Below are 22,295 nucleotides of genomic sequence, written 5' to 3'. Positions count from 1 at the left end.
TCATCTTTTCGGATACCTGGCCGGTGTCGACTTGGTCGGCTTCTTCGATGCGCTCCGGTGCCGGGGGCCTACTTCTTCTCGGCGGCCCTCGCCCGGTACGACATCCACGCCGCGACCAGCGCGCCCGACACGTTGTGCCAGACCGAGAACACGGCGGCGGGCAGCGCGGCCAGCGGGCTGAAGTGGGCGGTGGCCAGGGAGGCCGCGAGGCCCGAGTTCTGCATGCCGACCTCGAAGGCCATGGCGCGCGACGCGGGCTTGCCGAGTCGGCCGAGCTTTCCCGCGCCGTAGCCGAGCGCGAGGCCGAGGCCGTTGTGCAGCACCACCGCGACCATGACGAGGGCGGCGGCCGACTTGATGGCGTCGGCGCTTCCCGCCACCACCACGGCCACGATCACGGCGATGGTCAGCGCGGACAGCCACGGCAGCACCTTGAGCAGCCGGTCGACGTACCGGCCGAGCACGAGCCGCACGACCAGGCCCGCGATCACCGGGAGCAGCACGGTCTTCAGGATGTCCGTCATCATCGAGCCGGCGTCCACCGGCAGGTACGCGCCCGCGAGCAGCAGCGTCAGCGGCGGCGTGATCAGCGGCGCGAGCACGGTGGAGACGGTCGCCACGGACACCGAAAGGGCGACGTCGCCGCGCGCCAGATACGTCACGACGTTGGACGCGGTGCCGCTGGGCGCGCAGCCGACGAGGATGACACCGGCCGCCAACTGCGGGGACAGGCCGAGCGCGTGGGCGATCGCCCAGCCGAGCCCCGGCATGATCACGTAGTGCGCGACGAGCCCGAGTCCCACGGCCCACGGCCGCTGCGCGACGCCCTTGAAGTCCGTGAGGGTCATGGTGAGGCCCATGCAGAACATCACGACGCCCAGCAGGTAGGGCACGTTGGTGCCCCAGCCGGCGAACGTGCCGGGGGAGGCGAGCCCCCAGGCGCCCGCGACGAGGACGAGCACGGGGAAGACGGTGACCGCGAGCCGGGCGGCGCGGTCGGTGGCCCCGCTCTCCACGGCTGTCCCGGCCGCGGTCCCGGCCTCGGTCGTGGCCTCGTCGGCGGTCTCCGCTGCGGGGGAGTCGGGGGACGTCTGTTCGGATTCGCTTCGCACCGGGCGATGCAACGCCTCGGCGGCGAATCCGCGCAACCCCGTCTCGTTATGTGGTCCCTACACGAGAGCCGGTGCCGGCATAGGTGCCCATGTCCGTATACGTATCAGTACCGGATGATTGAGGTCTCAGTACCGGGGGATTGCCGTCTCAGTACCGGGTGATTGCCGTCGCCCCGCCCGCCGTCCCGATCGCGATGTGCGGGGACCGCTCGGGGTGCGCCCAGGTCAGGATCCGGCGCATGGCGTCCTTTGGTACGGACACGCAACCGGCCGTGGCCCCGCGCCCGTTGACGTGCAGGAAGATTCCGGCTCCGCGGCCGTGCACGGGACGGTAGTAGTTGAAGCCGACCACGAGCGCGTGCGCGTACTGCGTCGCGTAGTCGGCGAGGCGCTCGGACTCGGCGGCGCGGCAGTCGCGGGGGCGCGGCTCGGTCCAGCGGTTGTACGAGCGGGAGGCGTTGTCCTGGCACCACCAGGAGTCGCGGTGCACGCGCCGGTACGTCGTCCTGCTCCCCTCGGGTGCCGCCTTGACGCCGAACGCGAAGGGCAGGTCGTAGAGGCCGGTCGGCGTCGTGTTGGTGCCCTGCTTGCGCTTGCTCCCCGCCACGAGCCCCTTCGCCCCGAACCGCGCGGGCGCCGAACCGGCCTTCACCCAGCGGCCGTTCGCGCCCCGGTCCCACCAGGTGACGGTGCCGGTGGTCGAGGACGTGCGGGGTGCCTGCGCGGTGATCAGCTGGCGGCCGCCGCCCGTGTCAGCCATGCGGGCGGGCAGCGGGTCGGCGGCGGAGGCGGAGGCATTGGGGGCCGCACCGAGGGCGGCGCAGGCGGCGACGGCGGTGGCGATACCTGCTCGAATAGGGCGCATGGGTCAGAACGTAGCGGGCGGCAGCGGCAATGGCAGCCCGGGCAGTCCGTCCAGGCTCTTCGCGATGTACTCCTTCTTCTGGAAGTACGCGTCGAGCCCCGCGTCGTCCTCGCGCTCGAAGCGCCTGCCGTGCAGGTCGCGGTCCTCGTCGTACGTCATGAAGGGCACGGCGTAGCCGCAGGTGTCGCGGATGTGTTCGGCGTGCACGACGATGATCGCGCGCAGCCCGTTGCGGGTCGGGTCGATGTCGGGGAAGTGGCCGAGCAGCTCGGCGAAGCGGGGGTCGTCGCGGAACACGGGCTCGCCGCGGCCGTGCACCCGGACGATGTTGGGCGGTCCCTGGAACGCGCACCACATCAGCGTGATCCGGCCGTTCTCGCGCAGGTGGGCGATGGTCTCCGCGTTGGAACCGGCGAAGTCCAGGTAGCCGACGGTCCGTTCGTCGAGCACGGCGAACGAGCCCTTGAGGCCCTTGGGGGAGAGGTTGACCGTACCGTCGTCGGAGAGCGGGGCGGTCGCGGTGAAGAAGACCGGCTGGTCCTCGATGAACGTGCGCAGCCGGCCGTCTATGCGCTCATGACTTTTTCCCATACCGGGATGATGCCCGGTGCACGCTTCCTTCGTAGAAGGTTCCGTACGGCGAGATGTCCGCCGGCTCCGCACCGGCAGTCCGGGGCACGATTGACGAATCATGCAGGACCCTGCATAATCATGCACAACGACAAACGCACCGGCATTCAGATTCACCGGCCCGAGGAGCAGAGCACGTGAGCAGCAACACCGGCGATGTCCGCCTCTGGGGCGGCCGGTTCGCCGACGGCCCGGCCGAGGCCCTGGCGAAACTCTCCGCCTCCGTCCACTTCGACTGGCGCCTCGCCCCGTACGACATCGCGGGCTCCCGTGCCCACGCGCGCGTGCTCAACAAGGCGGGACTGCTCACCGAGGACGAGCTGACCCGCATGATCGCCGGCCTCGACGAGCTGGAGACGGACGTCGCGGACGGCTCCTTCGTCGGCACGATCGCCGACGAGGACGTGCACACCGCCCTCGAGCGCGGCCTCCTCGAGCGCCTCGGCCCGGACCTCGGCGGCAAGCTGCGCGCGGGCCGCTCGCGCAACGACCAGGTGGCGACGCTCTTCCGGATGTACCTGCGCGACGAGGCCCGCGCCATCGGCGGCCTGATCGCCGACCTCCAGGAGGCCCTCGTCGGCCTCGCGGAGGCGCACTCCGACGTCGCGATGCCGGGTCGTACGCACCTCCAGCACGCCCAGCCGGTGCTCTTCGCCCACCACGTCCTGGCGCACGTCCAGTCCCTGTCCCGGGACGCGGAGCGGCTGCGCCAGTGGGACGAGCGGACGGCCGTCTCGCCGTACGGCTCCGGCGCCCTGGCGGGCAGCAGCCTCGGCCTCGACCCGGAGGCGGTGGCGCGGGACCTCGGCTTCGAGCACGGCAGCTCCGCCAACTCCATCGACGGCACGGCCTCTCGTGACTTCGTCGCCGAGTTCACCTTCATCACCGCGATGATCGGCGTGAACCTCTCGCGGATCGCCGAGGAGATCATCCTGTGGAACACGAAGGAGTTCTCCTTCGTCACGCTCCACGACGCCTTCTCCACCGGCTCGTCGATCATGCCGCAGAAGAAGAACCCGGACATCGCGGAGCTGGCGCGCGGCAAGTCGGGCCGCCTCATCGGCAACCTCACGGGCCTGATGGCGACGCTCAAGGCGCTCCCGCTCGCGTACAACCGTGACCTCCAGGAGGACAAGGAGCCGGTCTTCGACTCCTGCGACCAGTTGGCTCTCCTGCTCCCGGCGTTCACCGGCATGCTGGCCACGCTCACGGTCAACCGGGAGCGCATGGAGGAGCTGGCCCCGGCCGGCTTCTCGCTCGCCACGGACATCGCCGAGTGGCTCGTGAAGCAGGGCGTGCCGTTCCGTGTCGCGCACGATGTCGCGGGCGAGTGCGTCAAGGTCGCCGAGGCGGAGGGCAAAGAGCTCGACGGCCTCACCGACGAGCAGTTCGCCAAGATCTCCGAGCACCTCAAGCCCGAGGTCCGCTCGGTGCTCAACGTTCCGGGCGCCCTGGCCTCCCGCTCGGGCCGCGGTGGCACGGCGCCGAGCGCGGTCGCCGTCCAGCTCGCCGAGGTCAAGCAGGACCTGACGGTGCAGCGCACCTGGGCAGACGCGAAGAAGTAGGCCCCCGCGGGCACCGAGAAGGGCCCGGTTCGTCCATCCGTGGACGAACCGGGCCCTTCGGCGTGTACGCGTATGTGCCCGGGCGGGGCGTCAGCGGCGCGCCCGCGCCCCGCCTCCGTAGCTCGACAGGTCGAGCAGCAGACCGAAGACGATGACCACCCAGCCGATCCCGCCGACACCGACCACGGGGGCGTACGCGAGGACGTACCCCAAGGTCGTCCACGGCAGCAGGACCAGGCCGATGAGCGGCAGCAGAACGCCACTGAAGGCGCGGTCCACGAGGTTGGTGAACAGCCACGTGATGACCAGGGCCACCCGTGGCCCGATGGCGGCCATCGCCGCGAAGATGCAGCACCCCATGCCGGTACCTCCAGAGAGTCGGACGTCCCGACAGTCGTAACACTGCGTCAGGGCACCGGCTACTGGAGTACCGGCCAGGCGTGACGGCCTCCCCCCGCATGGCCGCCTCTCGAATCGATGAGACATTCATGTCTCATATGAAGTACTCTTGTCTCATGACAGTCGATCGCGCTCAGGTACTGCACAGCGCTGCCGCCCTGCTGACCCGCAGGTCCACGGCCACCATGGACGAGGTGGCGCGGGCCGCCGGCATCAGCCGCGCGACGCTGCACCGCCAGTTCGCGGGCCGGGACGCGCTGGTCCGCGCGCTGGAGGCGCTCGGCATCGCCGAGTGCGAGTCGGCGCTCGACCGTGCCCGGCTCGACGAGGGGCCGGCCGCGGACGCGTTGCGGCGCCTCATCCGCGAGGTCGAGCCGTCGGCGCCGCTCCTCGCCTTCCTCGTCACGGAGAACCAGCTCTTCGAGGGGGAGCAGCAGCACGAGGGCTGGGCCCACCTGGACTCCCGCATAGAGGCGCTGTTCCGACGCGGACAGGAGACGGGCGAGTTCCGGATCGATCTGACCCCCGCCTGGCTGACCGAGGCGCTCTACGGCCTCATCGGCAGCGGCGCCTGGGCCGTACAGGACGGCCGCGTCGCGGCGAAGGACTTCCAATTCATGATCGTCGAGCTGCTGCTCGGCGGCGCACTTCGGAGAGTGGAACCATGACCAGCACACCACAGCGCACCCCTGCGGCGGAGGTGGTGGAGTCCCGTCCCGCGCGGTGGCTCGCCCTCTCCGTCCTCGTGCTGGCCGTGCTGCTCGTCGCCGTGGACGCGACCGTCCTCGGCCTCGCGACCCCGTACATCAGCGAGGACCTGAAGCCCTCCGGCACGCAGCTGCTCTGGATCGGTGACGTCTACTCGTTCGTCATCGCCGGACTGCTGGTGTCGATGGGCAGCCTCGGCGACCGCATCGGCCGCAAGAAGCTGCTCCTTGTGGGAGCGGTCGCCTTCGGTGCGGTCTCGGTGCTCAACGCGTACGCGACGACGCCCGAGATGATGATCCTGGCGCGCGCCCTGCTGGGTGTCGCGGGCGCGACCCTGATGCCGTCCACGCTGGCGCTGATCCGCAACATCTTCCACGACCCGCGCGAGCGTTCGCTGGCCATCGGCATCTGGGGTGCCATGGCCTCGGCGGGCGCGGCGGTCGGTCCTGTCGTCGGCGGGTTCCTGCTCGAGCACTTCTGGTGGGGCTCGGTCTTCCTGATCAACCTGCCGGTGATGGCGATCCTGGTGATCGTCGGCGCGAAGCTCATTCCCGAGTCGAAGAACCCGGTGCCCGGTCCGTGGGACCTGCTGAGCGTGGTGCTGTCCCTCGTCGGCATGATCGGCGTCGTCTACGCGGTGAAGGAGGCGGCCGCGCACGGCTTCGGCCTCGGTGTGGGCGCGTCGGCGGTGGTCGGCGTGGCGGCGCTCGTGTGGTTCGTACGCCGTCAACTCACGCTCCAGGCGCCGCTGTTGAACATGCACCTGTTCCGCAACCGTGGCTTCTCGGGCGCGGTCCTGGCCGACCTGCTGACGATCCTCGGGCTCGCGGGCCTGGTCTTCTTCCTCTCCCAGTTCCTGCAACTGGTGCAGGGGCGTGCGCCGTTCGAGGCGGGGCTCGCCGAACTCCCCGCCGCGGTGGGAGCGGTGGCGGCCGGTCTGGTCGCCGGTACGGTGGCGCGGCGCTTCTCGGTACGTTCCGTGGTCGCGGGCGGGCTCGCGGCGGTGGGCCTGGCCCTCGCCGCGCTCACCACGCTGAGCCAGTCGACCGGGTATCCGCTGCTGGGCGTGGTGCTGCTCGTCGTCGGTGTCGGCGCGGGCTTCTCGTTCACGGTGACGGCCGACGTGATCCTGTCCAGCGTGCCCAAGGAGCAGGCGGGTGCGGCGTCGGCGGTGTCCGAGACGGCGTACGAACTCGGTACGGCGCTCGGTATCGCGCTGCTCGGCTCGATCGTGACCGGCGTCTACTCGGGGTTCACGGTTCCGGCGGGTACGCCGGAGGACGTCGCGGTGGCGGCGCACGACTCGCTCGGCGGGGCGGTCGAGGCGTCGGCCGGCCTCCCGGCGGCCCAGGGCGAGGCCCTCCTCAACGGCGCACAGTCCGCCTTCGTAGACGGCCTCCAGGTGGCGGCGGGCATCGGCGCGGCGGTCCTGCTGGCGACGTCGGTGGCGGCATGGTTCCTCCTGCGCGGCCAACGCCTGGAACAGTAACCGGATTTCAAGCCCCTGCGGCGATTGAGCAGCGGGGTCCGGGGCGGAGCCCCGCGAGCGGAGGCCGGTGCCGCAGCAAAAGACCCGGTCGACCGGAAAGCTCCGGTCGACCGGGTCCACACACCCGTAAAAAGGACTACGCCGCCTTGGCCTTCGAGGCGTACATGTCTACGTACTCCTGGCCGGACAGCCGCATCACTTCGGTCATGACCGAGTCCGTCACGGCCCGCAGGACGTACCGGTCACGCCCCATCCCGTCGTAGCGGGAGAACTCCATCGGCTCGCCGAACCGCACGGTCACCTTCCCCGGCCGCGGAATCCCCGCACCCCCGGGCTGCAACTTGTCCGTGCCGATCATGGCGAAGGGGACGACGGGCGCACCCGTCATCAACGTCAGACGGGCGATACCGGTCCGGCCGCGGTACAGGCGTCCGTCGGGGGAGCGCGTGCCCTCGGGGTAGATCCCGAAGATGTTGCCCTCCTCCAGGATCCGGCGGCCGGTCATCAGCGCGGCCACACCGCCGTTCGCCCCGTCGCGGTCGACCGGGATCATGCCGACCCCGGTGAAGAACCACGCCATGAGGCGGCCCTTGAGGGACTTGCCGGTGACGTACTCGTCCTTGCCGATGAAGAAGACCTGCCGGTCACAGACGAGCGGCAGCAGCATCGAGTCGATGAACGTCAGGTGGTTGCCCGCCAGAATGACGGGACCGCTCCCCGGGATCTTCTCTGCGCCTTCCACACGCAGGCGGAACATCAGGCGCATGATCGGACCGAGCACTGCCTTGATGAGCGCGAAGCGGGACAACGAGCCCTCCGATGTCAAGGAATGAGCAGGGATGGGTACCTGGTTTGGACTGAGGAGTCTGTGCAGGTGAGGACGATACTCGCGGACGAGTACCCGTTGCACATCGGGTTCACCGACTGGATACGTGGAGTTGACCGAAGTTTGCGCCCCGTTGATGCCCCGGTAACGCCCGGACGCCATGCCGCATCACCCTGACGTTCCGTCCAGGGTCTCCCACTCGTCACTTCCCCACGCCTACGATCGGTCTCGCTTTGACAGGTGCAAGGCAGTACTTGGTGGGAGGAGTTCTTCATGGGGAACAAGGGGAACGAAAAGTCACAGGCCGCACAGGGGGAGCAGCAGCCGCGCGGCATCGCGGCGCTCGGCCGTCGTTCGCTGCTCGGCGCCGCGGTCCTCGGCGCGGGAGTCACGGCACTCGGAGCGTCCGGAACGGCGAGAGCCGCCGACAGAGAAAGTGGCGCGAATAACATGAACAAGGGTCTCGCGGGCCTCCCCGTGCCCACGGTCATCGCGCACCGCGGCACCAGTGGCTACCGGCCGGAGCACACCCTCGGCTCGTACCAGCTGGCGCTCGACATGGGCGCGCACATCATCGAGGCCGGCGACCTCTGCCCGACCAAGGACGGGCATCTCGTATGCCGTCACGAACCGGAAATCGGGGGCACGACCAATGTGTCGGCCCACCCCGAGTTCGCCGACCGCAAGACGACGAAGAGCCTCGACGGGGTGGCCACCACCGGCTGGTTCACCGAGGACTTCACGCTCGCCGAACTGAAGACGCTGCGGGCCAAGGAGCGCATCCCGGGCACCCGCCAGCACAACACGCTCTACGACGGCCGCTGGGAGATCCCCACCTTCGAGGAGGTCCTGCGCTGGCGCGCCGAGCAGAGCAAGAAGCTCGGCCGCGAGGTGTGGATCTACCCGGAGCTCAAGCACCCCACCTACTTCCGCAAGCAGAACCTCGCCCTGGAGGAGCGCGTCGCGAAGGTGCTGCGGGCGCACAAGCTGAACAGGCGCAACTCGCCCGTCATCATCCAGTCCTTCGAGCCGACGAGCATCCAGCGCATGAACAAGCTGGTCGACAACCCGCTCGCCGTCCTCCTGTCCACGGCGAACTCGCGCCCGTACGACTTCGTGGACACCGGCGACCCGCGCACCGTCGCCGACCTGATCACGCCCAAGGGGCTCGCGGAGATCGCGAAGTACGCGAACGGCATCGGCCCGACGCTCGACCTGATCATCCCGAAGGACTCGTCGGGCAAGCTGACCCAGCCCACGACCCTGGTCAGGGACGCGCACAAGGCGGGCCTCGTCCTGCACCCGTACACGATGCGCAACGAGAACACCTTCCTGCCGGCCGACTTCAAGAAGGGCACCGACCCCAACGCGTACGGCGACGCGTTCGGCGCCTTCAAGGCGTACTACGAGACCGGTATCGACGGCGTCTTCTCGGACAACTGCGACACGGCGCTCCTCGCCCGCGAGGACTTCGTCAACGGGTGACCCCCGGCGTCAACGGGTGACCCCCGGGCGCCGGTTGGAGTGAGACCCGGCCGCCCCGGCAACCGGCCGCCGGGGCGGCCCCGTCCCGCCGTACATGACGTACGACACCGTGATCGAGCCTCTGCGCCCCCTCCTCGCGGCCGAGGTCCGCGCCGAACTCCCGGGCGCGGCCGGCGACCCGGGCGACCTCGAACAGGCCGTCTGGGTCCGCCTCCTGGAACACCTCGGCACCCAGGGCGCACCGGCCGACCCCGCCGCCTGGCTCCGCGAGGCGGTCCGCGCCGAGGCCCGCCTCCAACGGAGTACGGAACTGCGCGAACTTCCGTACGGCCTGCGGCCCGCAGCCGATCCGGCCGCCGTCGACCCCGAATGCCGCGCGCTCGCCCGCGAACGCGACCGGGCGCTGCGCAGTGCGGTGCGCCGGCTGCCCGGCCGCTGTCGGCGCCTCATCGACGCGCTGCTGTCCCCGCAAGACCTCACTTACCGTGAGATCGCGGGCGAGTTGGGTATCTCACAGGGCAGCCTTGGGCCGGAACGTTCCAGATGTCTGGGATGCCTGCGCAGAATCCTGCCCACCGAGGTTGCGCTCACGGCTCGCCGGGGAAAAGGGTGAAGGACAACCGGCGGAACAGGTGAGCGGGAGGCATGCACACATGGGCATGAGCGTGACCATCTCTGCGGCGACCGAAACGGATGCCGAACAGATCCTCAAGCTGCAGTACCTCTGCTACCAGAGCGAGGCACAGCTCTACGGGGACTACTCGATCGAGCCGCTCACACAGTCCCTGACCTCGATCAGGGCCGAACTCGGCAGCGGCACCGTGCTCGTGGCGCGCCTCGGCGACGAGGTGGTGGCGTCCGTGCGCGGCACGGTCGACGCCGACGGCACGGCGCACATCAACAAGCTGATCGTCCACCCGCGCATGCAACGGCACGGCCTGGGCGGCCGGCTGCTCGCCTCCGTGGAGGCGAAGTTGGGGGCGACGGGCACGGCCAAGCGCTTCCAGCTGTTCACCGGTCACCGCAGCGACCACAATCTGCGCCTGTACCGCCAGCACGGCTACGCGGCCGTGTCCACGCAGCGGGTCGACGACCGCCTCACCGTGGTCACGCTGGCCAAGGACACCGAGACCGCGGGCGCCGCGGCGAACGCGTTCGTGGCGAGCGCCTGAGGGTCAGCCCTCCGGCTGCTGCCGCTGCAGCACACCCTTGCGCAGCCAGTACATCGCGCTCAGCGGCAGCAGCACCGGGATGAACAGATAGCCCATCCCGAAGTCCGACCACACGGTCGCGTCCGGGAACGCGGACGGCTCCACCAGCGTCCACGTACCGACGATCAGCACGCCCGCCAACTCCAGGGCGCAGCACACGAATGCGGCCCGCCGAGCCTTGTCCCCGCCACGCACCAGCGAGTACGTGATGAAGGCGTACACGAGCCCCGCCACCGCCGACAGCGAGTACGCCAGCGGCGCCTTGTCGAACTCGGTGGAGATCTGCACCGCCGAGCGCGACACGGCCCCGACGACCATCACGCCGTAGAGCCACACGAGCAGCATGCCGGGTCCGCTGATGAGGCGGCTCCGCTTGGTGTCCTTCTCTTCAGCGGTCACAGCCACCTCAGCCTCCCCAGATGTCAAAGAGCCGCACCTCGAGGACGGCGAGCACCACGCCGCCCGCGGCGACCGTCACCGAACCCCAGCGGGTCCGCTCGGCGAGCGACATGAAGCCCGCGGCCGGAACGCACGCGAATGCCCCAATGAGATACGCGACGAAGATCGTCGTGCCCTGGTCCGGCTTCTCGCCCCGTGCGAGCTGCACGATCCCGACCACCAGCTGCGCCAGCGCGAGCACCGACACCACGGCCATGCCGATGAAGTGCCAGTCCTTGGTCGGCTGGTCGCGATACGCGGCGAAACCGCACCAGGCCGCGAGCGCCATCGCGGCGAGACCCGTCACCAGGGTCAGGACATCAAGCATGGCCGTGAGCCTATTACGGGCCAAAAGACCCGATGCGCTCGACCCCGGGGTGACCCGTACCCTCGGGACATATGAAGATCACCGCTGACGCCCTGCTGTTCGACAACGACGGAACCCTGCTCTCGTCGATGGAGTCGGTGTACCGCTGCTGGACCCGCTGGGCCGAGGAGTACGGGATCACCGCCGAGGCCTTCGCCGCCGTCGAGCTGCACGGCCGCCCCGCCGCCGAGATCGCGGCCGACCTGCTGCCCGCCGAGAAGGTCCCGGGCGCCGTCGCCCGCATCGAGGAGCTCGAGGTCGAGGACGTGCCCAACGGCGGCACCCACGTCCTGCCCGGCACGCTCGACCTGCTCACCTCGCTCCCCGACGAGCGCTGGGCCGTCGTCACCTCCGCCACCCGCCGCCTCGCCGAGGCCCGCCTCGCGGCCGTCGGGATCAGGACGCCGCTGCTGATCGCCGCGGACGACATCACGCACGGCAAGCCCAACCCCGAGCCGTTCCTGCTCGCCGCAGGAAAGCTGGGCGTGGACCCGGAGCGCTGCGTCGTCTTCGAGGACGCCCCGGCCGGTCTCACCGCCGGCCGCGTCGGCGGCATGAAGACCGTGGCGTTGACCACAACGCACGAGGCGGACGAGCTCTCCGCCGACGTCGTGGTGAAGGACCTCTCCGCGGTGTCCGCGCAGGTCACGGACGCGGGCGTGGAGATCTCCGCCGAACTCTGACCCCACCTGGAACACCGGCCCCTGCTGTCCGAATAGCGGACGGCAGGGGTCTCTCGCGTCCTCACGTCTGCTTTACTTGCCGACATGACCACGACGAGCAGCCGCACCCTTGCGACCGAGGCGACCATGACGCCCGGTGCTGCTTGTATGTGTCGAATGTGCGCCTTCTGAGGGCCCCCATCACGCCTGTTCTCGCGCCCCGAAGCGAGACCCGCGCGCCCCGTTCCGTAGGGAGTGACTCCGCAGGGAGAAACCGTCCCCCTACGTGACCGGGTCCGCCCCGTGCACAGCTTCTCCGCACCGGTTCAGCCGCCTCTGTGAGACCTGTCGCGCGCCCGGAAACTCAAGCCAAGTTCCCGAACGAATGCCCCGTGCCCGGCGCCACCCGTGCCGCGCACTCGACAGCTACGGAAACCCACGTGATCACCACCAAGGGCCTCACCAAGGTCTACCGCTCGCGCGGCCGAGAGGTCACCGCCCTCGACGGCGTCGATCTGCACGTGCGCGAAGGCGAGGTGTACGGCGTCATCGGACAGTCCGGCGCCGGCAAGTCCTCGCTGATCCGCTGCGTGAACCTGCTGGAGCGTCCGACCTCCGGCACCGTGACCGTCGCAGGACAGGACCTCACCGCCCTCGTCGGCCGCGGCTCGCGCGCAGGCAAGGAACTGCGCGAGGCGCGCAGCCGTATCGGCATGGTCTTCCAGCACTTCAACCTGCTGTCCTCGCGCACCGTGCAGGACAACATCGAGCTGCCGCTGGAGATCCTCGGCAAGTCAGGGAAGGAACGTTCCACCAAGGCGCTGGAACTGCTCGACCTGGTCGGCCTCGCCGACAAGGCCAAGTCCTACCCGGCCCAGCTCTCCGGCGGCCAGAAGCAGCGCGTCGGCATCGCCCGCGCGCTCGCCGGCGACCCGAAGGTGCTGCTCTCCGACGAGGCGACCAGCGCCCTCGACCCGGAGACCACCCGCTCGATCCTCCAGCTCCTGCGCGACCTCAACCGACAGCTCGGCCTCACCGTGCTGCTCATCACGCACGAGATGGACGTCGTCAAGACCGTCTGCGACTCCGCCGCCCTCATGGAGCGCGGGCAGATCGTCGAGTCCGGCACCGTCAGCGAGCTCCTCGCGACGCCCGGCTCCGAACTCGCCTCCGCGCTCTTCCCGGTCAGCGGCGAGGCCTCCGGCGACGACCGCACCGTCATCGACGTCACCTTCCACGGCGAGTCGACGACCCAGCCGGTCATCTCGCAGCTCTCCCGCACCTACAACGTCGACATCTCGATCCTCGGCGCCGCGATGGACACCGTCGCGGGCAAGCAGGTCGGCCGCATGCGCATCGAACTGCCCGGCCGCTACGACGACAACGTCGTGCCGATCGGCTTCCTGCGCGAACAGGGCCTCCAGGTCGACGTCCAGGGCACCGCGCCCGCCGCTCTGCTGAAGGAAGGTGTCACCAAGTGACCTGGTCGGAGATGCAGCCGCTGCTGTCCCAGGCGTGTTGGGACACCTTCTACATGGTCGGCTGGTCCACGCTGATCGCGATCATCGTCGGCCTGCCGCTCGGCGTGCTCCTCGTCCTCACGGACCGCGGCGGACTGCTGCAGAACGCGTTGGTGAACAAGGTCATCGGGCAGGTCGTGAACATCGTCCGCTCGATGCCCTTCATCATCCTGATGGTCGCCCTGATGGGCTTCACGCGCGCGGTCGTCGGCACCACCATCGGCCGCGAGGCCGCCATCGTGCCGCTCGCCATCGGCGCCATCCCGTTCTTCGCGCGGCTCGTCGAGACGTCCGTGCGCGAGGTCGACGGTGGCCTGATCGAGGCCGTGCAGTCGATGGGCGGCAACACCTGGACCGTCGTACGCAAGGTCCTCGTGCCCGAGTCGCTGCCCTCGCTGATCTCGGCGACCACCACGACGATCGTCGCGCTCATCGGCTACTCGGCCATGGCCGGCACCGTCGGCGCGGGCGGCCTCGGCGACATCGCGATCCGCTACGGCTACCAGCGCTTCGAGGCCAACCTGATGTGGATCACGGTGGCGATCCTCGCCGTCGTCATCTCGCTCATCCAGTTCGCGGGCGACAGCGGCGCGCGCGTGCTGCACCGCCGCGCGGGCAAGGGCGGCGACCCGGTCCGCTTCCGCGCGCTCCTCGGCTTCCTGCCCGGCGGCCCGGCCGCCGCGGACGCCGAGACCCGCTGAACCCGAGCTTCTTTACGACAGAGCTGACTCCCGCCTCACCCGGCGGGGTGCACCACCCATGGAGAAAGGCACTTTTCGTGCGTAACACCACCAAGATCACCGCAGCTGTCCTCGCCACCGGCGCCCTCACCCTGGGTCTGACGGCCTGTGGATCCGGCAACGACGATGCAGGCTCCAAGGCCAAGGCCTCCGACCCGCTGGTCGTCGCCGCGACTCCCGTCCCGCACGCCGAGATTCTGAACTACATCAAGAAGAACCTGGCGAAGAAGGCAGGCCTCAAGCTCGAGGTCAAGGAGTTCACCGACTACGTCACGCCGAACAACGCCACCGAGGACGGTTCGGTCGACGCCAACTACTTCCAGACCACGCCCTACCTGGAAGACTTCAACAAGAAGAACGGCACGCACCTCAAGTCGGTCGCCACCGTTCACCTGGAGCCGCTCGGCCTCTACTCCCAGAAGGCCAAGAAGATCGACGGCATCAAGAAGGGCGGCACCGTCGCCCTCCCGAACGACGCCGACAACGAGAGCCGCGCCCTGCGCTTCCTCGCCGCCAATGACCTGATCACCCTCAAGAAGGGTTCGGAGTCCACCGCGACCCCGCAGGACATCGCGAAGAACCCGAAGGACCTCCAGTTCAAGGAGGTCGAGGCGGCGCAGACCCCGCGCTCCCTCAAGGACGTCGACGCCGCGGTGATCAACGGCAACTACGCGATCGGTGCCGACCTCAACCCGGGCAAGGACGCCCTCGCCCTGGAGTCCACGAAGAACAACGAGTACAACAACGTGCTCGCCATCAAGGACGGCAACCAGGACGACCCGCGCGTCAAGAAGCTCGCGAAGCTCCTGACGTCGCCCGAGGTGAAGAAGTTCATCGAGACCAAGTACAAGGGCTCGGTGCTCCCCTCCTTCTGATGCGTACGTATACGATTCCCGCCGCCGTGATCGCCGGGGCACTCGTCCTCGGCCTCACGGCCTGCGGCAGCGACAAGGCGGACGCGAGCGAGAAGCTGGTCGTCGGGGCCACCCCGACCCCGGCCGGTGAAGTCCTCACGTACGTACAGAAGAAGCTGGCCAAGAAGGCCGGACTCGACCTGGAGATCAAGGAGTTCACGGACTACGTCCTGCCGAACACCGCGCTCCAGCAGGGCGAGCTCGACGCCAACCTGTTCCAGCACACGCCGTACTTGAAGGACTTCAACAAGTCCAAGGGCACGACGCTCACGCCGGTCACCCAGGTCTATCTGCCGCCGCTCGGCTTCTTCTCCAAGAAGACGAAGGACGTCACGAAGCTGCGCGACGGGGCGACCGTCGCGCTGCCGAACGACATCACCAATGAAGGCAGGGCGCTCGAACTCCTCGCCTCCCAGGGCGTGATCGGGCTCAAGAAGGGCGCCGGCCTGAACGCGACGCCCAAGGATGTCGCGAAGAACCCCAAGGGCCTGAAGTTCAAGGAGCTCGAAGCGGCCCAGTTGCCCCGCTCGTTGGACGACGTCGACGTGGCCGCGGTCAACAACAACTTCGCGATGGACGCGGGACTGAACCCCAAGAAGGACGCCATCCTTCTGGAGTCGGTCCAGGACAACCCGTACAACAACATTCTCGCCGTCAAGAAGGGCGACGAGGACGACCCGCGGGTCAAGAAGCTGGCGAAGCTGCTGACTTCACCCGAGGTCAAGAAGTTCATCGAGACCAAGTACAAGGGTTCGGTGCTCCCCGTCTGAGGGACCCGATCGACGCCCTTCCATGGGGGCCGCTCCTGGCAACAGGGGCGGCCCCCATGTGCAGTTACGTGCCTTCATGCTGCATGCTGGGCACTTCACGAGGCCCGACGCGAAGGTAGAAGGCCAACGAAGGTTACGGAGCGGCGCATGACGAACACCTTCCCCGAGATCTCCATCAGCACGGAGCGCTTGGTGCTGCGTCCGCTCGACGAGGACGACGTACCCGCGCTCACGGAGATGATGAACGACGAGCTGGTCACCGCCTGGACCTCGGTGCCGCAGCCGTTCACGGAGGAGGGTGCCCGCCGCTGGATCGCCGAGGGCGTGCCGAGGCGGCGGGCGCGCGGCGCCGGACTCGACCTCGCCGTCACCGAGTTCCTCACCCAGCGGCTCGTCGGCACCATCCGGCTCACCCACACCAACTGGCACGTGCGGTCCACCGAGCTCTCGTACATCGTCGCTCCCTGGGCGCGCGGCGAGGGCTACGCGTCCGAGGCCGCGCTCGCCACGGCCCAGTGGCTCTTCCGCAACCAGCACCTGGAGCGCATCGAACTGCGCACCGCCGCCGACAACACCGCGGCCCAGCAGGTCGCCCAGAAGATCGGCTGCATCAGCGAGGGCGTACTGCGCAACGCGTGCATAGCGCGTACGCGCACCGAGGACGGCGGCCTGGCCGAGGCCCGTACGGACTTCATCGTGTGGAGCCTGCTGCCCGAGGACCTCGAGGGCGTCACCGAGCAACTGGCGGAGGCCGGGGGTTTCACCGCCTTCTCGGACTGGAACTGACCTCACGGGCGATGGACAGTCCGGGCAGGTACGCTCACGGTGCCCCGATCCCGGCGGCACCCCCGACCTCCGTGCCGTATGGGCACGTACGTACCCGAGCACACCCAGGAGACTGACGACGATGGCCGACCGGGTCACGGTGATCGGCTGGGACGGTTCGCCGCTGACGGACGCGGCCCGCTCAGCACTCGGCGCGGCCACGCTCGTGGCGGGCGCCGCGCACCACCTGGCGCTGCCCGAGGTGCCCGAGCGCGCCGAGCGCGTCCGGCTCGGCAGCGTGGCCCTCGCCGCCCGCCGCATCGCGGGCCACCGCGGCACGGCCGTCGTGCTCGCGGACGGCGACCCCGGCTTCTTCGGCGTCGTACGCACCCTGCGCGCGCCCCAGTACGGCCTCGAGGTCGAGGTCGTGCCCGCCGTGTCCTCGGTCGCCCAGGCGTTCGCCCGCGCGGGCATGCCATGGGACGACGCACAGGTGGTCGTCGCACACCGCCGCACCCTGCGACGCGCGGTGAATGTGTGCCGCGCCCACACGAAGGTCGCCGTCCTCACCTCACCGGGCGCCGGCCCCGCCGAACTGGGCCTGCTCCTTGAGGGCGTCCATCGCACCTTCGTCATCTGCGAGGAACTCGGCACCGACCGCGAACAGGTCACCGTCGTCACCTCCGACAAGGCCGCCGACCACGCGTGGCGCGACCCCAATGTCGTCATCGTCATCGGGGGACCGGTCACCGGCGCCCCCACGAGCGGCAACTGGCTGGCAGGCGGCGACCCCGACGCGGGACCGCGCGGCTGGGCGCTGCCCGCCGAGGAGTACGCGGGACCGTTCGGCGAGGGCGAGACCGAACAGCTGCGCGCCGCCCAACTCGCCCGCCTGGGCCCGCGCGCGGGCGACCTCGTGTGGGACATCGGCTGCGGCAGCGGGGCGTTCACGACGGAGGCCGGCCGGTTCGGCGCCGCCGTCATCGCCGTCGACCGGGACGCCGACGCCTGCGCCCGCACCCTCGCCGTCGCCCGCCGCTTCGGCATCCAGGTCCAGATCGTCCACGGCACCGCACCGCACGTCCTCGAAGACCTCCCGGAGCCCGACGTCGTCCGCGTCGGCGGCGGGGGAGCGGCCGTCGTCTCGGCCGTCGCGGACCGGCGCCCCGCCCGCATCGTCACGCACGCCGCGACACGCGATGCCGCCGAACTCATCGGCAGGGACCTGACGGAGCACGGATACGACGTCGAGTGCGCCCTCCTGCAATCCGTCGAACTGGACACTCGCGCCTGGACGGAGAAGGAGCGGACCGTGGGGTTCCTCCTCTCGGGGCGGCTTCCCGTCCGCCACCCGTGACCCGGGCGCCGCGCCGCGCGCGGTAGGCTGGCCGATCGTTGTACCGCACCGGGACGTTCGGCTCTTCGTACGCCAATGTCCCGAAAACGCACCACTTTTGAGGTGCGTGTGGTACGGCAGCGACCGGAGGACGCGCAACGTGGCGCAGTCCACAGAAGGCCATGGTCGAACTACGTTCCGTGGCCGCGGTCCGACCGGGACAATGCCTGTTGTCCGGAGCGGTTCGTGCCGCGCGGCGCGTGCGCTCGTTCTTGTTGACGGGCGGTCGAAGCGTCGCCCCGGACAGCGAAACAGTGATGCATGAAGGTGCTCGCAGTTCCGGCGGACGGCCGGGGGCGGCCAGGAAGTTCTCATTCGATGGGCGAGGGGTAGGCATGACCGACACCGGTCAAGTTCCGGGCGAAGGGCTGCCGGAGGACGCAGGCACGGCGGAGCCGCCGGGCGTTCCCGCACCCGGCGCGTACACCTACCTCGATCCCGCAGACGCCACGGCCGAGGACGACGAGATCCTCCTGATGCCCGGTTCGCAGGGCGCCTGGGGACAGCAGGCCACGGACCACAGCCAGGGACAGGGCCAGCAGTACGCCCAGCCCCAGGCCCAGTCCCAGCCCCGTCGTCCGCTGCACATGGGACCGGCCGTCCCGGACACCAACGGCAGCCCCGTCCGCTCGCTCGCCGACCGCGGCCCCGCCCAGCAGAACCCGATGCCGACCCGCCAGTCGGGCCCGCCCACCACCGGCCCGGAGTACCTGGACATCCCGCCGCAGGGCGCGGCCCCGTGGCAGCCGGCCCAGGCGCAGCAGCAGGCAACCCCCGCAGAAACGGTCGCTCCGCAGTACGCGCAGCCCGAAACGCCCGCGCACGCCCAGGAGTTCGCCCAGGTCGGCGCCGAGTCGATGCCGGTCGGCGCGTATGCGGGCCAGGCCCCGTACGCCGCGCACGAGCAGGGCCAGGGCGGCTACGACTACCCGCAGCAGCAGGACTACGCCCCGCACGGGTACGCCCAGCAGCCCGCCGCGGACCAGACGCTCGGCCAGTTCGTCCCGGTGGACGGCATCGTCCCCACGACCCCGCACCTGGCCCCCACCCCGCCGCAGGCGATGGTGGTCCCGCCGCTCCCGGAGGAGCAGGAGGGCGTCGCCGCCGAGCAGGGTGTGGCGGAGCAGTACGCCGGCGTCGGTGAGCAGGTCGTCGCTCAGCAGCAGGCCGATGTGGACGAGCAGTACGCCGCGTACGCCGCGTCCGGCCAACAGGGCATCGCCGACCAGCAGGCCGCTGCCGCGCATGAGGTCGGGGCCGATCAGCAGGGCGCCGGAGCGCAGGCGGTGGCAGCCGGTCAGCAGGACGCGACCGGCCGCCAGGCAGCAGCCGGTCAGCAGGGTGCCGTGGGGCCGCAGGACGCCGCCGGGCAGCAGCCGGGCGAACCCGGCCCGCAGGCTGGTGCCGAGCACGAGGCCATGGCCGATCAGCAGGGCGCCGGCGCGCAGGAGACCGGCACCGGTCAGCAGAGCGCTGCCGCGCAGCATGCTGCTGAGCAGGGTGCCGCGGAACCGCACGCCGCTGCCGAGCACGCGGGCGGGGCCGCCCAGCAGGACGTTGCCGCCCAGTACGCTGCTGCCGAACAGGGCGCCGTCGGCCAGCAGGCTGTCGTGGGCCGGCAGGCGGGCACCGGTCCGGAAGGCGTGGCCGGCTCGCAGGGCACGGCCGAGCAGCAGCCGGGCGTCGGTGAGCAGGGCGACGCCGGTCAGCAGGATGCGATCGGTCAGCACGGCGTCACCGGCGAGCAGCCTGCTCCCGGTACGCCGGGCGCGGTCGACCAACAGGACGCTGCGGGCCAGTGGGACGTGGTCGACCACCAGACCGCCACTGGGCAGCATGCCGTCGGAGACCCGCAGGGTGCGGCGGACCAACAGGCCCCTGCCGACCAGGAATCCCTGGCCGAGGAAGCCCCGGGCGCCCACGATGTCGTGACCGACTCGCAGGACCTGCACGGCCAGGCTGAATCGCAGCCCGCCGAGCCGGCCACTGCCGGACAGCAGGCCGTCGGCGACCAGTCGGCGGTGGGCGACGAGCAGGTCTCCGCCGCCCAGCAAGCCGTGGGCGGCCACGCAGTCGTGATCGACCCGCAGGCCGCCGCCGATCAGGCTGCCGCTGGTCGGGCCGCCGGTGACCAGTCGGCGATTGCCGACCAGCAGGTCTCCGCCGACCACCACGCTGTGGCCGACCAGCAGGCCGTCCCCGGCCAGCAGAGCATTGCCCAGCCGCAGGCCACAGCCACCCCCCAGGCCGTTATCGATCCGCAGGACCCGCACGCCATGGCCAATCAGCAGTCCGCCGAACAGGCACCCACGGGCGACGAGGCGGCCGCCCCCGCGCTCATCGCGGAGCCCGTCGTCGCACACACCGGCACGGCGCAGGGCCCCGAGTCCGCCGAGATCCCCCCGGAGGGGGCCGCGAGCGTTCCCGCTCCGCGCGAAGGCGACTCCGGCGCGATCCCGCTGCCCGAGTCCGCCCACCCCGAGGACCCCGCGGAGCAGACCGTCGCGCCCGCCGAACTGACGGGCGAGCCCGAACACCTGGCGCCGGAGCCCGAGGCCGCCGAGCCGCACCCCGCCGCTCCCGCCTACGACGACGCCGAGCGCGAAGCCGTCCTGCGCGTCATGCGCGAGCGCCGCGACATCCGCAACGGCTTCCGCAGCGACCCGATCCCGCACGAGGTGCTGCTGCGCGTCCTGGAGGCGGCCCACACGGCGCCGTCCGTGGGCCACTCGCAGCCCTGGGACTTCGTGGTCATCCGCTCGGCGGACACCCGCCGCGCGATGCACGAACTGGCGATGCGCCAGAAGGACGCGTACGCCAAGTCCCTGCCCAAGGGCCGCGCGAAGCAGTTCAAGGAACTGAAGATCGAGGCCATCCTCGACACCCCGGTGAACATCGTCGTCACCGCCGACCCGACCCGCGGCGGCCGCCACACGCTGGGCCGTCACACGCAGCCGCAGATGGCCCCGTACTCCTCCGCGCTCGCGGTCGAGAACCTGTGGCTCGCGGCCCGCGCCGAGGGCCTCGGCGTCGGCTGGGTCAGCTTCTTCGACGAGCGCGAGATGGTCCGCTCCCTCGGCCTGCCGGAGCACCTGGAGGTCGTGGCCTACCTCTGCGTCGGCTACGTCGACGAGTTCCCGGAGGAGCCGGAGCTGATGCAGGCCGGCTGGTCCAAGCGCCGCCCGCTGTCGTGGGTCGTGCACGAGGAGACGTACGGCCGCCGCGCCCTGCCCGGCGAGGACCCGCACGACCTGCTCGCGGAGACCGTCTCCAACATCCGCCCGCTGGACGCCAAGGCGCTCGGCGAGGCGTGGGAGCGGCAGAAGCGGATGACGAAGCCGCCGGGCGCACTCGGCATGCTGGAGATCATCTCCGCCCAGCTGTCCGGCCTGTCCCGCGTGTGCCCGCCGCCGATCCCGGAGCCCGCGGCCGTCGCGATCTTCGCGGGCGACCACGGTGTGCACGCCCAGGGCGTCACCCCGTGGCCGCAGGAGGTCACCGGCCAGATGGTCGCCAACTTCCTGGGCGGCGGCGCGGTCTGCAACGCGTTCGCGAGCCAGGTCGGCGCCGAGGTCTGCGTGATCGACGTCGGCGTGGCCGGTGAACTCCCGGCCACACCGGGCCTGTTGCCCCGCAAGGTGCGTGCCGGCACCGCCGACATGACGACCGGTCCCGCCCTGACCCGCGAAGAGGTCAAGGAGGCCATCGAGGTCGGCATCGAGACGGCCCGCGACCTCGTGGCCGCCGGCAACAAGGCGCTGCTCACCGGCGAGATGGGCATCGCGAACACGACGGCGTCCGCGGCCCTCATCTCGGTCTACACCGAGGTCGACCCCTCCGAGGTCACCGGCCGCGGAACCGGTATCAACGACGAGACGCACGCCCGCAAGGTCGAGGTCGTGCGCCGCGCGCTGGACCTGCACAAGCCCGACCCGGCCGACCCGCTCGGTGTCCTCGCGGCGGTCGGCGGCCTGGAGCACGCGGCCATGGTCGGCCTCCTCCTCGGCGGCGCGTCCCTGCGCACCCCGGTCATCCTCGACGGTGTCAGCGCCGGCGCGGCCGCCCTGGTCGCCCGCGCCATCGCCCCCGAGGTGCTCGCCGCGTGCATCGCGGGCCACCGCAGCGCCGAGCCCGGCCACGTAGCGGCCCTGAACAAGCTGGGCCTGCGCCCCCTGGTCGACCTCGACCTCCGCCTCGGCGAGGGCACGGGCGCCCTCCTGGCCCTCCCGATCGTCCAGAGCGCGGCCCGCGCCATGCACGAGGTCGCCACGTTCGACTCGGCCGGGGTCACAGAGAAGTAGCCCCCACCCCGCCCCTTCCCGAAACCGGGGGCTACGCCCCCGGACCCCCTCGCCTCAATCGCCGGCGGGGCTTGATCATCAAGCCCCGCCGGCGATTGAGGCGGCCTGTCCGGCAGGACTTTCGGGAAGGGG

21 protein-coding genes are annotated in these 22,295 nt (G+C 70.5%); 14 read left to right on the top strand and 7 right to left on the bottom strand.

The features are described from left to right. Window positions 1-68: 68 nt before the first annotated feature. The 3 genes from OHA73_RS10620 to OHA73_RS10610 all read right to left on the bottom strand — a co-directional run bounded on the left by OHA73_RS10620 (window position 69) and on the right by OHA73_RS10610 (window position 2,568). The gene (locus OHA73_RS10620; RefSeq protein ID WP_266725600.1) at window positions 69-1,016 is read right to left on the bottom strand and encodes a bile acid:sodium symporter family protein; all 948 of its coding nucleotides are present in this window, start codon (window positions 1,014-1,016) and stop codon (window positions 69-71) included. Between the two features lie 244 nt (window positions 1,017-1,260). Further along, window positions 1,261-1,977 carry a L,D-transpeptidase family protein gene (locus OHA73_RS10615; RefSeq protein ID WP_327654912.1) on the bottom strand — a complete coding sequence of 239 codons (717 nt, stop codon included), beginning with the start codon at window positions 1,975-1,977 and terminating at the stop codon, window positions 1,261-1,263. A gap of 3 nt (window positions 1,978-1,980) precedes the next feature. After that, on the bottom strand, window positions 1,981-2,568 hold the full coding sequence (locus tag OHA73_RS10610) for a pyridoxamine 5'-phosphate oxidase family protein (RefSeq protein WP_266721645.1): 588 nt from the start codon (window positions 2,566-2,568) through the stop codon (window positions 1,981-1,983). 176 nt (window positions 2,569-2,744) lie between these two features. Between OHA73_RS10610 and argH the strand changes: the two genes are divergently transcribed. Continuing rightward, window positions 2,745-4,172, top strand: a complete 1,428-nt coding sequence (gene argH / locus OHA73_RS10605) for an argininosuccinate lyase (protein ID WP_327654911.1) — start codon at window positions 2,745-2,747, stop codon at window positions 4,170-4,172. A 90-nt stretch (window positions 4,173-4,262) separates the two neighbouring features. On the opposite strand, the gene OHA73_RS10600 is transcribed toward argH, so the two are convergent. Further along, a complete protein-coding gene (locus OHA73_RS10600) occupies window positions 4,263-4,532 on the bottom strand; it encodes a hypothetical protein (RefSeq protein ID WP_267071090.1) in 270 nt (89 codons plus the stop codon). Between the two features lie 155 nt (window positions 4,533-4,687). Between OHA73_RS10600 and OHA73_RS10595 the strand changes: the two genes are divergently transcribed. Both OHA73_RS10595 and OHA73_RS10590 read left to right on the top strand, forming a co-directional pair. Continuing rightward, complete coding sequence (locus OHA73_RS10595; protein WP_266721651.1) at window positions 4,688-5,239, top strand: TetR/AcrR family transcriptional regulator; 552 nt, start codon at window positions 4,688-4,690, stop codon at window positions 5,237-5,239. Then, window positions 5,236-6,768 (top strand): MFS transporter, encoded by a 1,533-nt coding sequence (locus tag OHA73_RS10590; RefSeq protein ID WP_266721653.1) that lies wholly within the window; start codon window positions 5,236-5,238, stop codon window positions 6,766-6,768. Before OHA73_RS10595 ends, OHA73_RS10590 begins: the two co-directional genes overlap by 4 nt. A gap of 136 nt (window positions 6,769-6,904) precedes the next feature. Here the strand turns inward: OHA73_RS10590 and OHA73_RS10585 are convergent, their stop codons facing one another. Continuing rightward, window positions 6,905-7,594, bottom strand: a complete 690-nt coding sequence (locus OHA73_RS10585) for a lysophospholipid acyltransferase family protein (RefSeq protein WP_266721655.1) — start codon at window positions 7,592-7,594, stop codon at window positions 6,905-6,907. 273 nt (window positions 7,595-7,867) lie between these two features. Between OHA73_RS10585 and OHA73_RS10580 the strand changes: the two genes are divergently transcribed. The 3 genes from OHA73_RS10580 to OHA73_RS10570 all read left to right on the top strand — a co-directional run bounded on the left by OHA73_RS10580 (window position 7,868) and on the right by OHA73_RS10570 (window position 10,251). Further along, window positions 7,868-9,079: a glycerophosphodiester phosphodiesterase gene (locus tag OHA73_RS10580; RefSeq protein WP_266721657.1), complete on the top strand. Its 1,212-nt coding sequence runs from the start codon at window positions 7,868-7,870 to the stop codon at window positions 9,077-9,079. 94 nt (window positions 9,080-9,173) lie between these two features. Next, the gene (locus tag OHA73_RS10575; protein WP_266721659.1) at window positions 9,174-9,692 is read left to right on the top strand and encodes an RNA polymerase sigma factor; all 519 of its coding nucleotides are present in this window, start codon (window positions 9,174-9,176) and stop codon (window positions 9,690-9,692) included. Window positions 9,693-9,732: 40 nt separating this feature from the next. Continuing rightward, complete coding sequence (locus OHA73_RS10570; RefSeq protein ID WP_266721661.1) at window positions 9,733-10,251, top strand: GNAT family N-acetyltransferase; 519 nt, start codon at window positions 9,733-9,735, stop codon at window positions 10,249-10,251. A 3-nt stretch (window positions 10,252-10,254) separates the two neighbouring features. On the opposite strand, the gene OHA73_RS10565 is transcribed toward OHA73_RS10570, so the two are convergent. Next, the gene (locus tag OHA73_RS10565; RefSeq protein WP_443063056.1) at window positions 10,255-10,716 is read right to left on the bottom strand and encodes a hypothetical protein; all 462 of its coding nucleotides are present in this window, start codon (window positions 10,714-10,716) and stop codon (window positions 10,255-10,257) included. Further along, a complete protein-coding gene (locus OHA73_RS10560) occupies window positions 10,697-11,056 on the bottom strand; it encodes a hypothetical protein (protein WP_327654910.1) in 360 nt (119 codons plus the stop codon). Before OHA73_RS10560 ends, OHA73_RS10565 begins: the two co-directional genes overlap by 20 nt. Window positions 11,057-11,127: 71 nt before the next feature. Between OHA73_RS10560 and OHA73_RS10555 the strand changes: the two genes are divergently transcribed. From OHA73_RS10555 to cobT, 8 genes are all read left to right on the top strand, one after another. Then, the gene (locus tag OHA73_RS10555) at window positions 11,128-11,778 is read left to right on the top strand and encodes an HAD-IA family hydrolase (RefSeq protein ID WP_266721665.1); all 651 of its coding nucleotides are present in this window, start codon (window positions 11,128-11,130) and stop codon (window positions 11,776-11,778) included. A gap of 419 nt (window positions 11,779-12,197) precedes the next feature. Then, window positions 12,198-13,238: a methionine ABC transporter ATP-binding protein gene (locus OHA73_RS10550; RefSeq protein WP_266721667.1), complete on the top strand. Its 1,041-nt coding sequence runs from the start codon at window positions 12,198-12,200 to the stop codon at window positions 13,236-13,238. Next, a complete protein-coding gene (locus OHA73_RS10545; protein WP_266721669.1) occupies window positions 13,235-13,978 on the top strand; it encodes a methionine ABC transporter permease in 744 nt (247 codons plus the stop codon). The genes OHA73_RS10550 and OHA73_RS10545 overlap by 4 nt, the downstream gene beginning before the upstream one ends. A gap of 77 nt (window positions 13,979-14,055) precedes the next feature. Continuing rightward, window positions 14,056-14,892, top strand: coding sequence for a MetQ/NlpA family ABC transporter substrate-binding protein (locus tag OHA73_RS10540; protein WP_266721671.1), 837 nt, complete (start codon window positions 14,056-14,058; stop codon window positions 14,890-14,892). Continuing rightward, window positions 14,892-15,701 carry a MetQ/NlpA family ABC transporter substrate-binding protein gene (locus OHA73_RS10535; protein ID WP_267071095.1) on the top strand — a complete coding sequence of 270 codons (810 nt, stop codon included), beginning with the start codon at window positions 14,892-14,894 and terminating at the stop codon, window positions 15,699-15,701. The genes OHA73_RS10540 and OHA73_RS10535 overlap by 1 nt, the downstream gene beginning before the upstream one ends. Window positions 15,702-15,848: 147 nt before the next feature. Further along, window positions 15,849-16,487: a GNAT family N-acetyltransferase gene (locus OHA73_RS10530; RefSeq protein WP_266721675.1), complete on the top strand. Its 639-nt coding sequence runs from the start codon at window positions 15,849-15,851 to the stop codon at window positions 16,485-16,487. A 121-nt stretch (window positions 16,488-16,608) separates the two neighbouring features. Further along, complete coding sequence (gene cbiE, locus OHA73_RS10525) at window positions 16,609-17,823, top strand: precorrin-6y C5,15-methyltransferase (decarboxylating) subunit CbiE (protein ID WP_266721677.1); 1,215 nt, start codon at window positions 16,609-16,611, stop codon at window positions 17,821-17,823. A gap of 374 nt (window positions 17,824-18,197) precedes the next feature. Further along, on the top strand, window positions 18,198-22,163 hold the full coding sequence (cobT, locus tag OHA73_RS10520; RefSeq protein ID WP_267071096.1) for a nicotinate-nucleotide--dimethylbenzimidazole phosphoribosyltransferase: 3,966 nt from the start codon (window positions 18,198-18,200) through the stop codon (window positions 22,161-22,163). The last annotated feature ends 132 nt before the right edge of the window (window positions 22,164-22,295 follow it).

Source organism: Streptomyces sp. NBC_00483, assembly GCF_036013745.1.
Taxonomy (GTDB): domain Bacteria; phylum Actinomycetota; class Actinomycetes; order Streptomycetales; family Streptomycetaceae; genus Streptomyces.
This window is presented reverse-complemented; position numbering and strand designations above follow the sequence as displayed.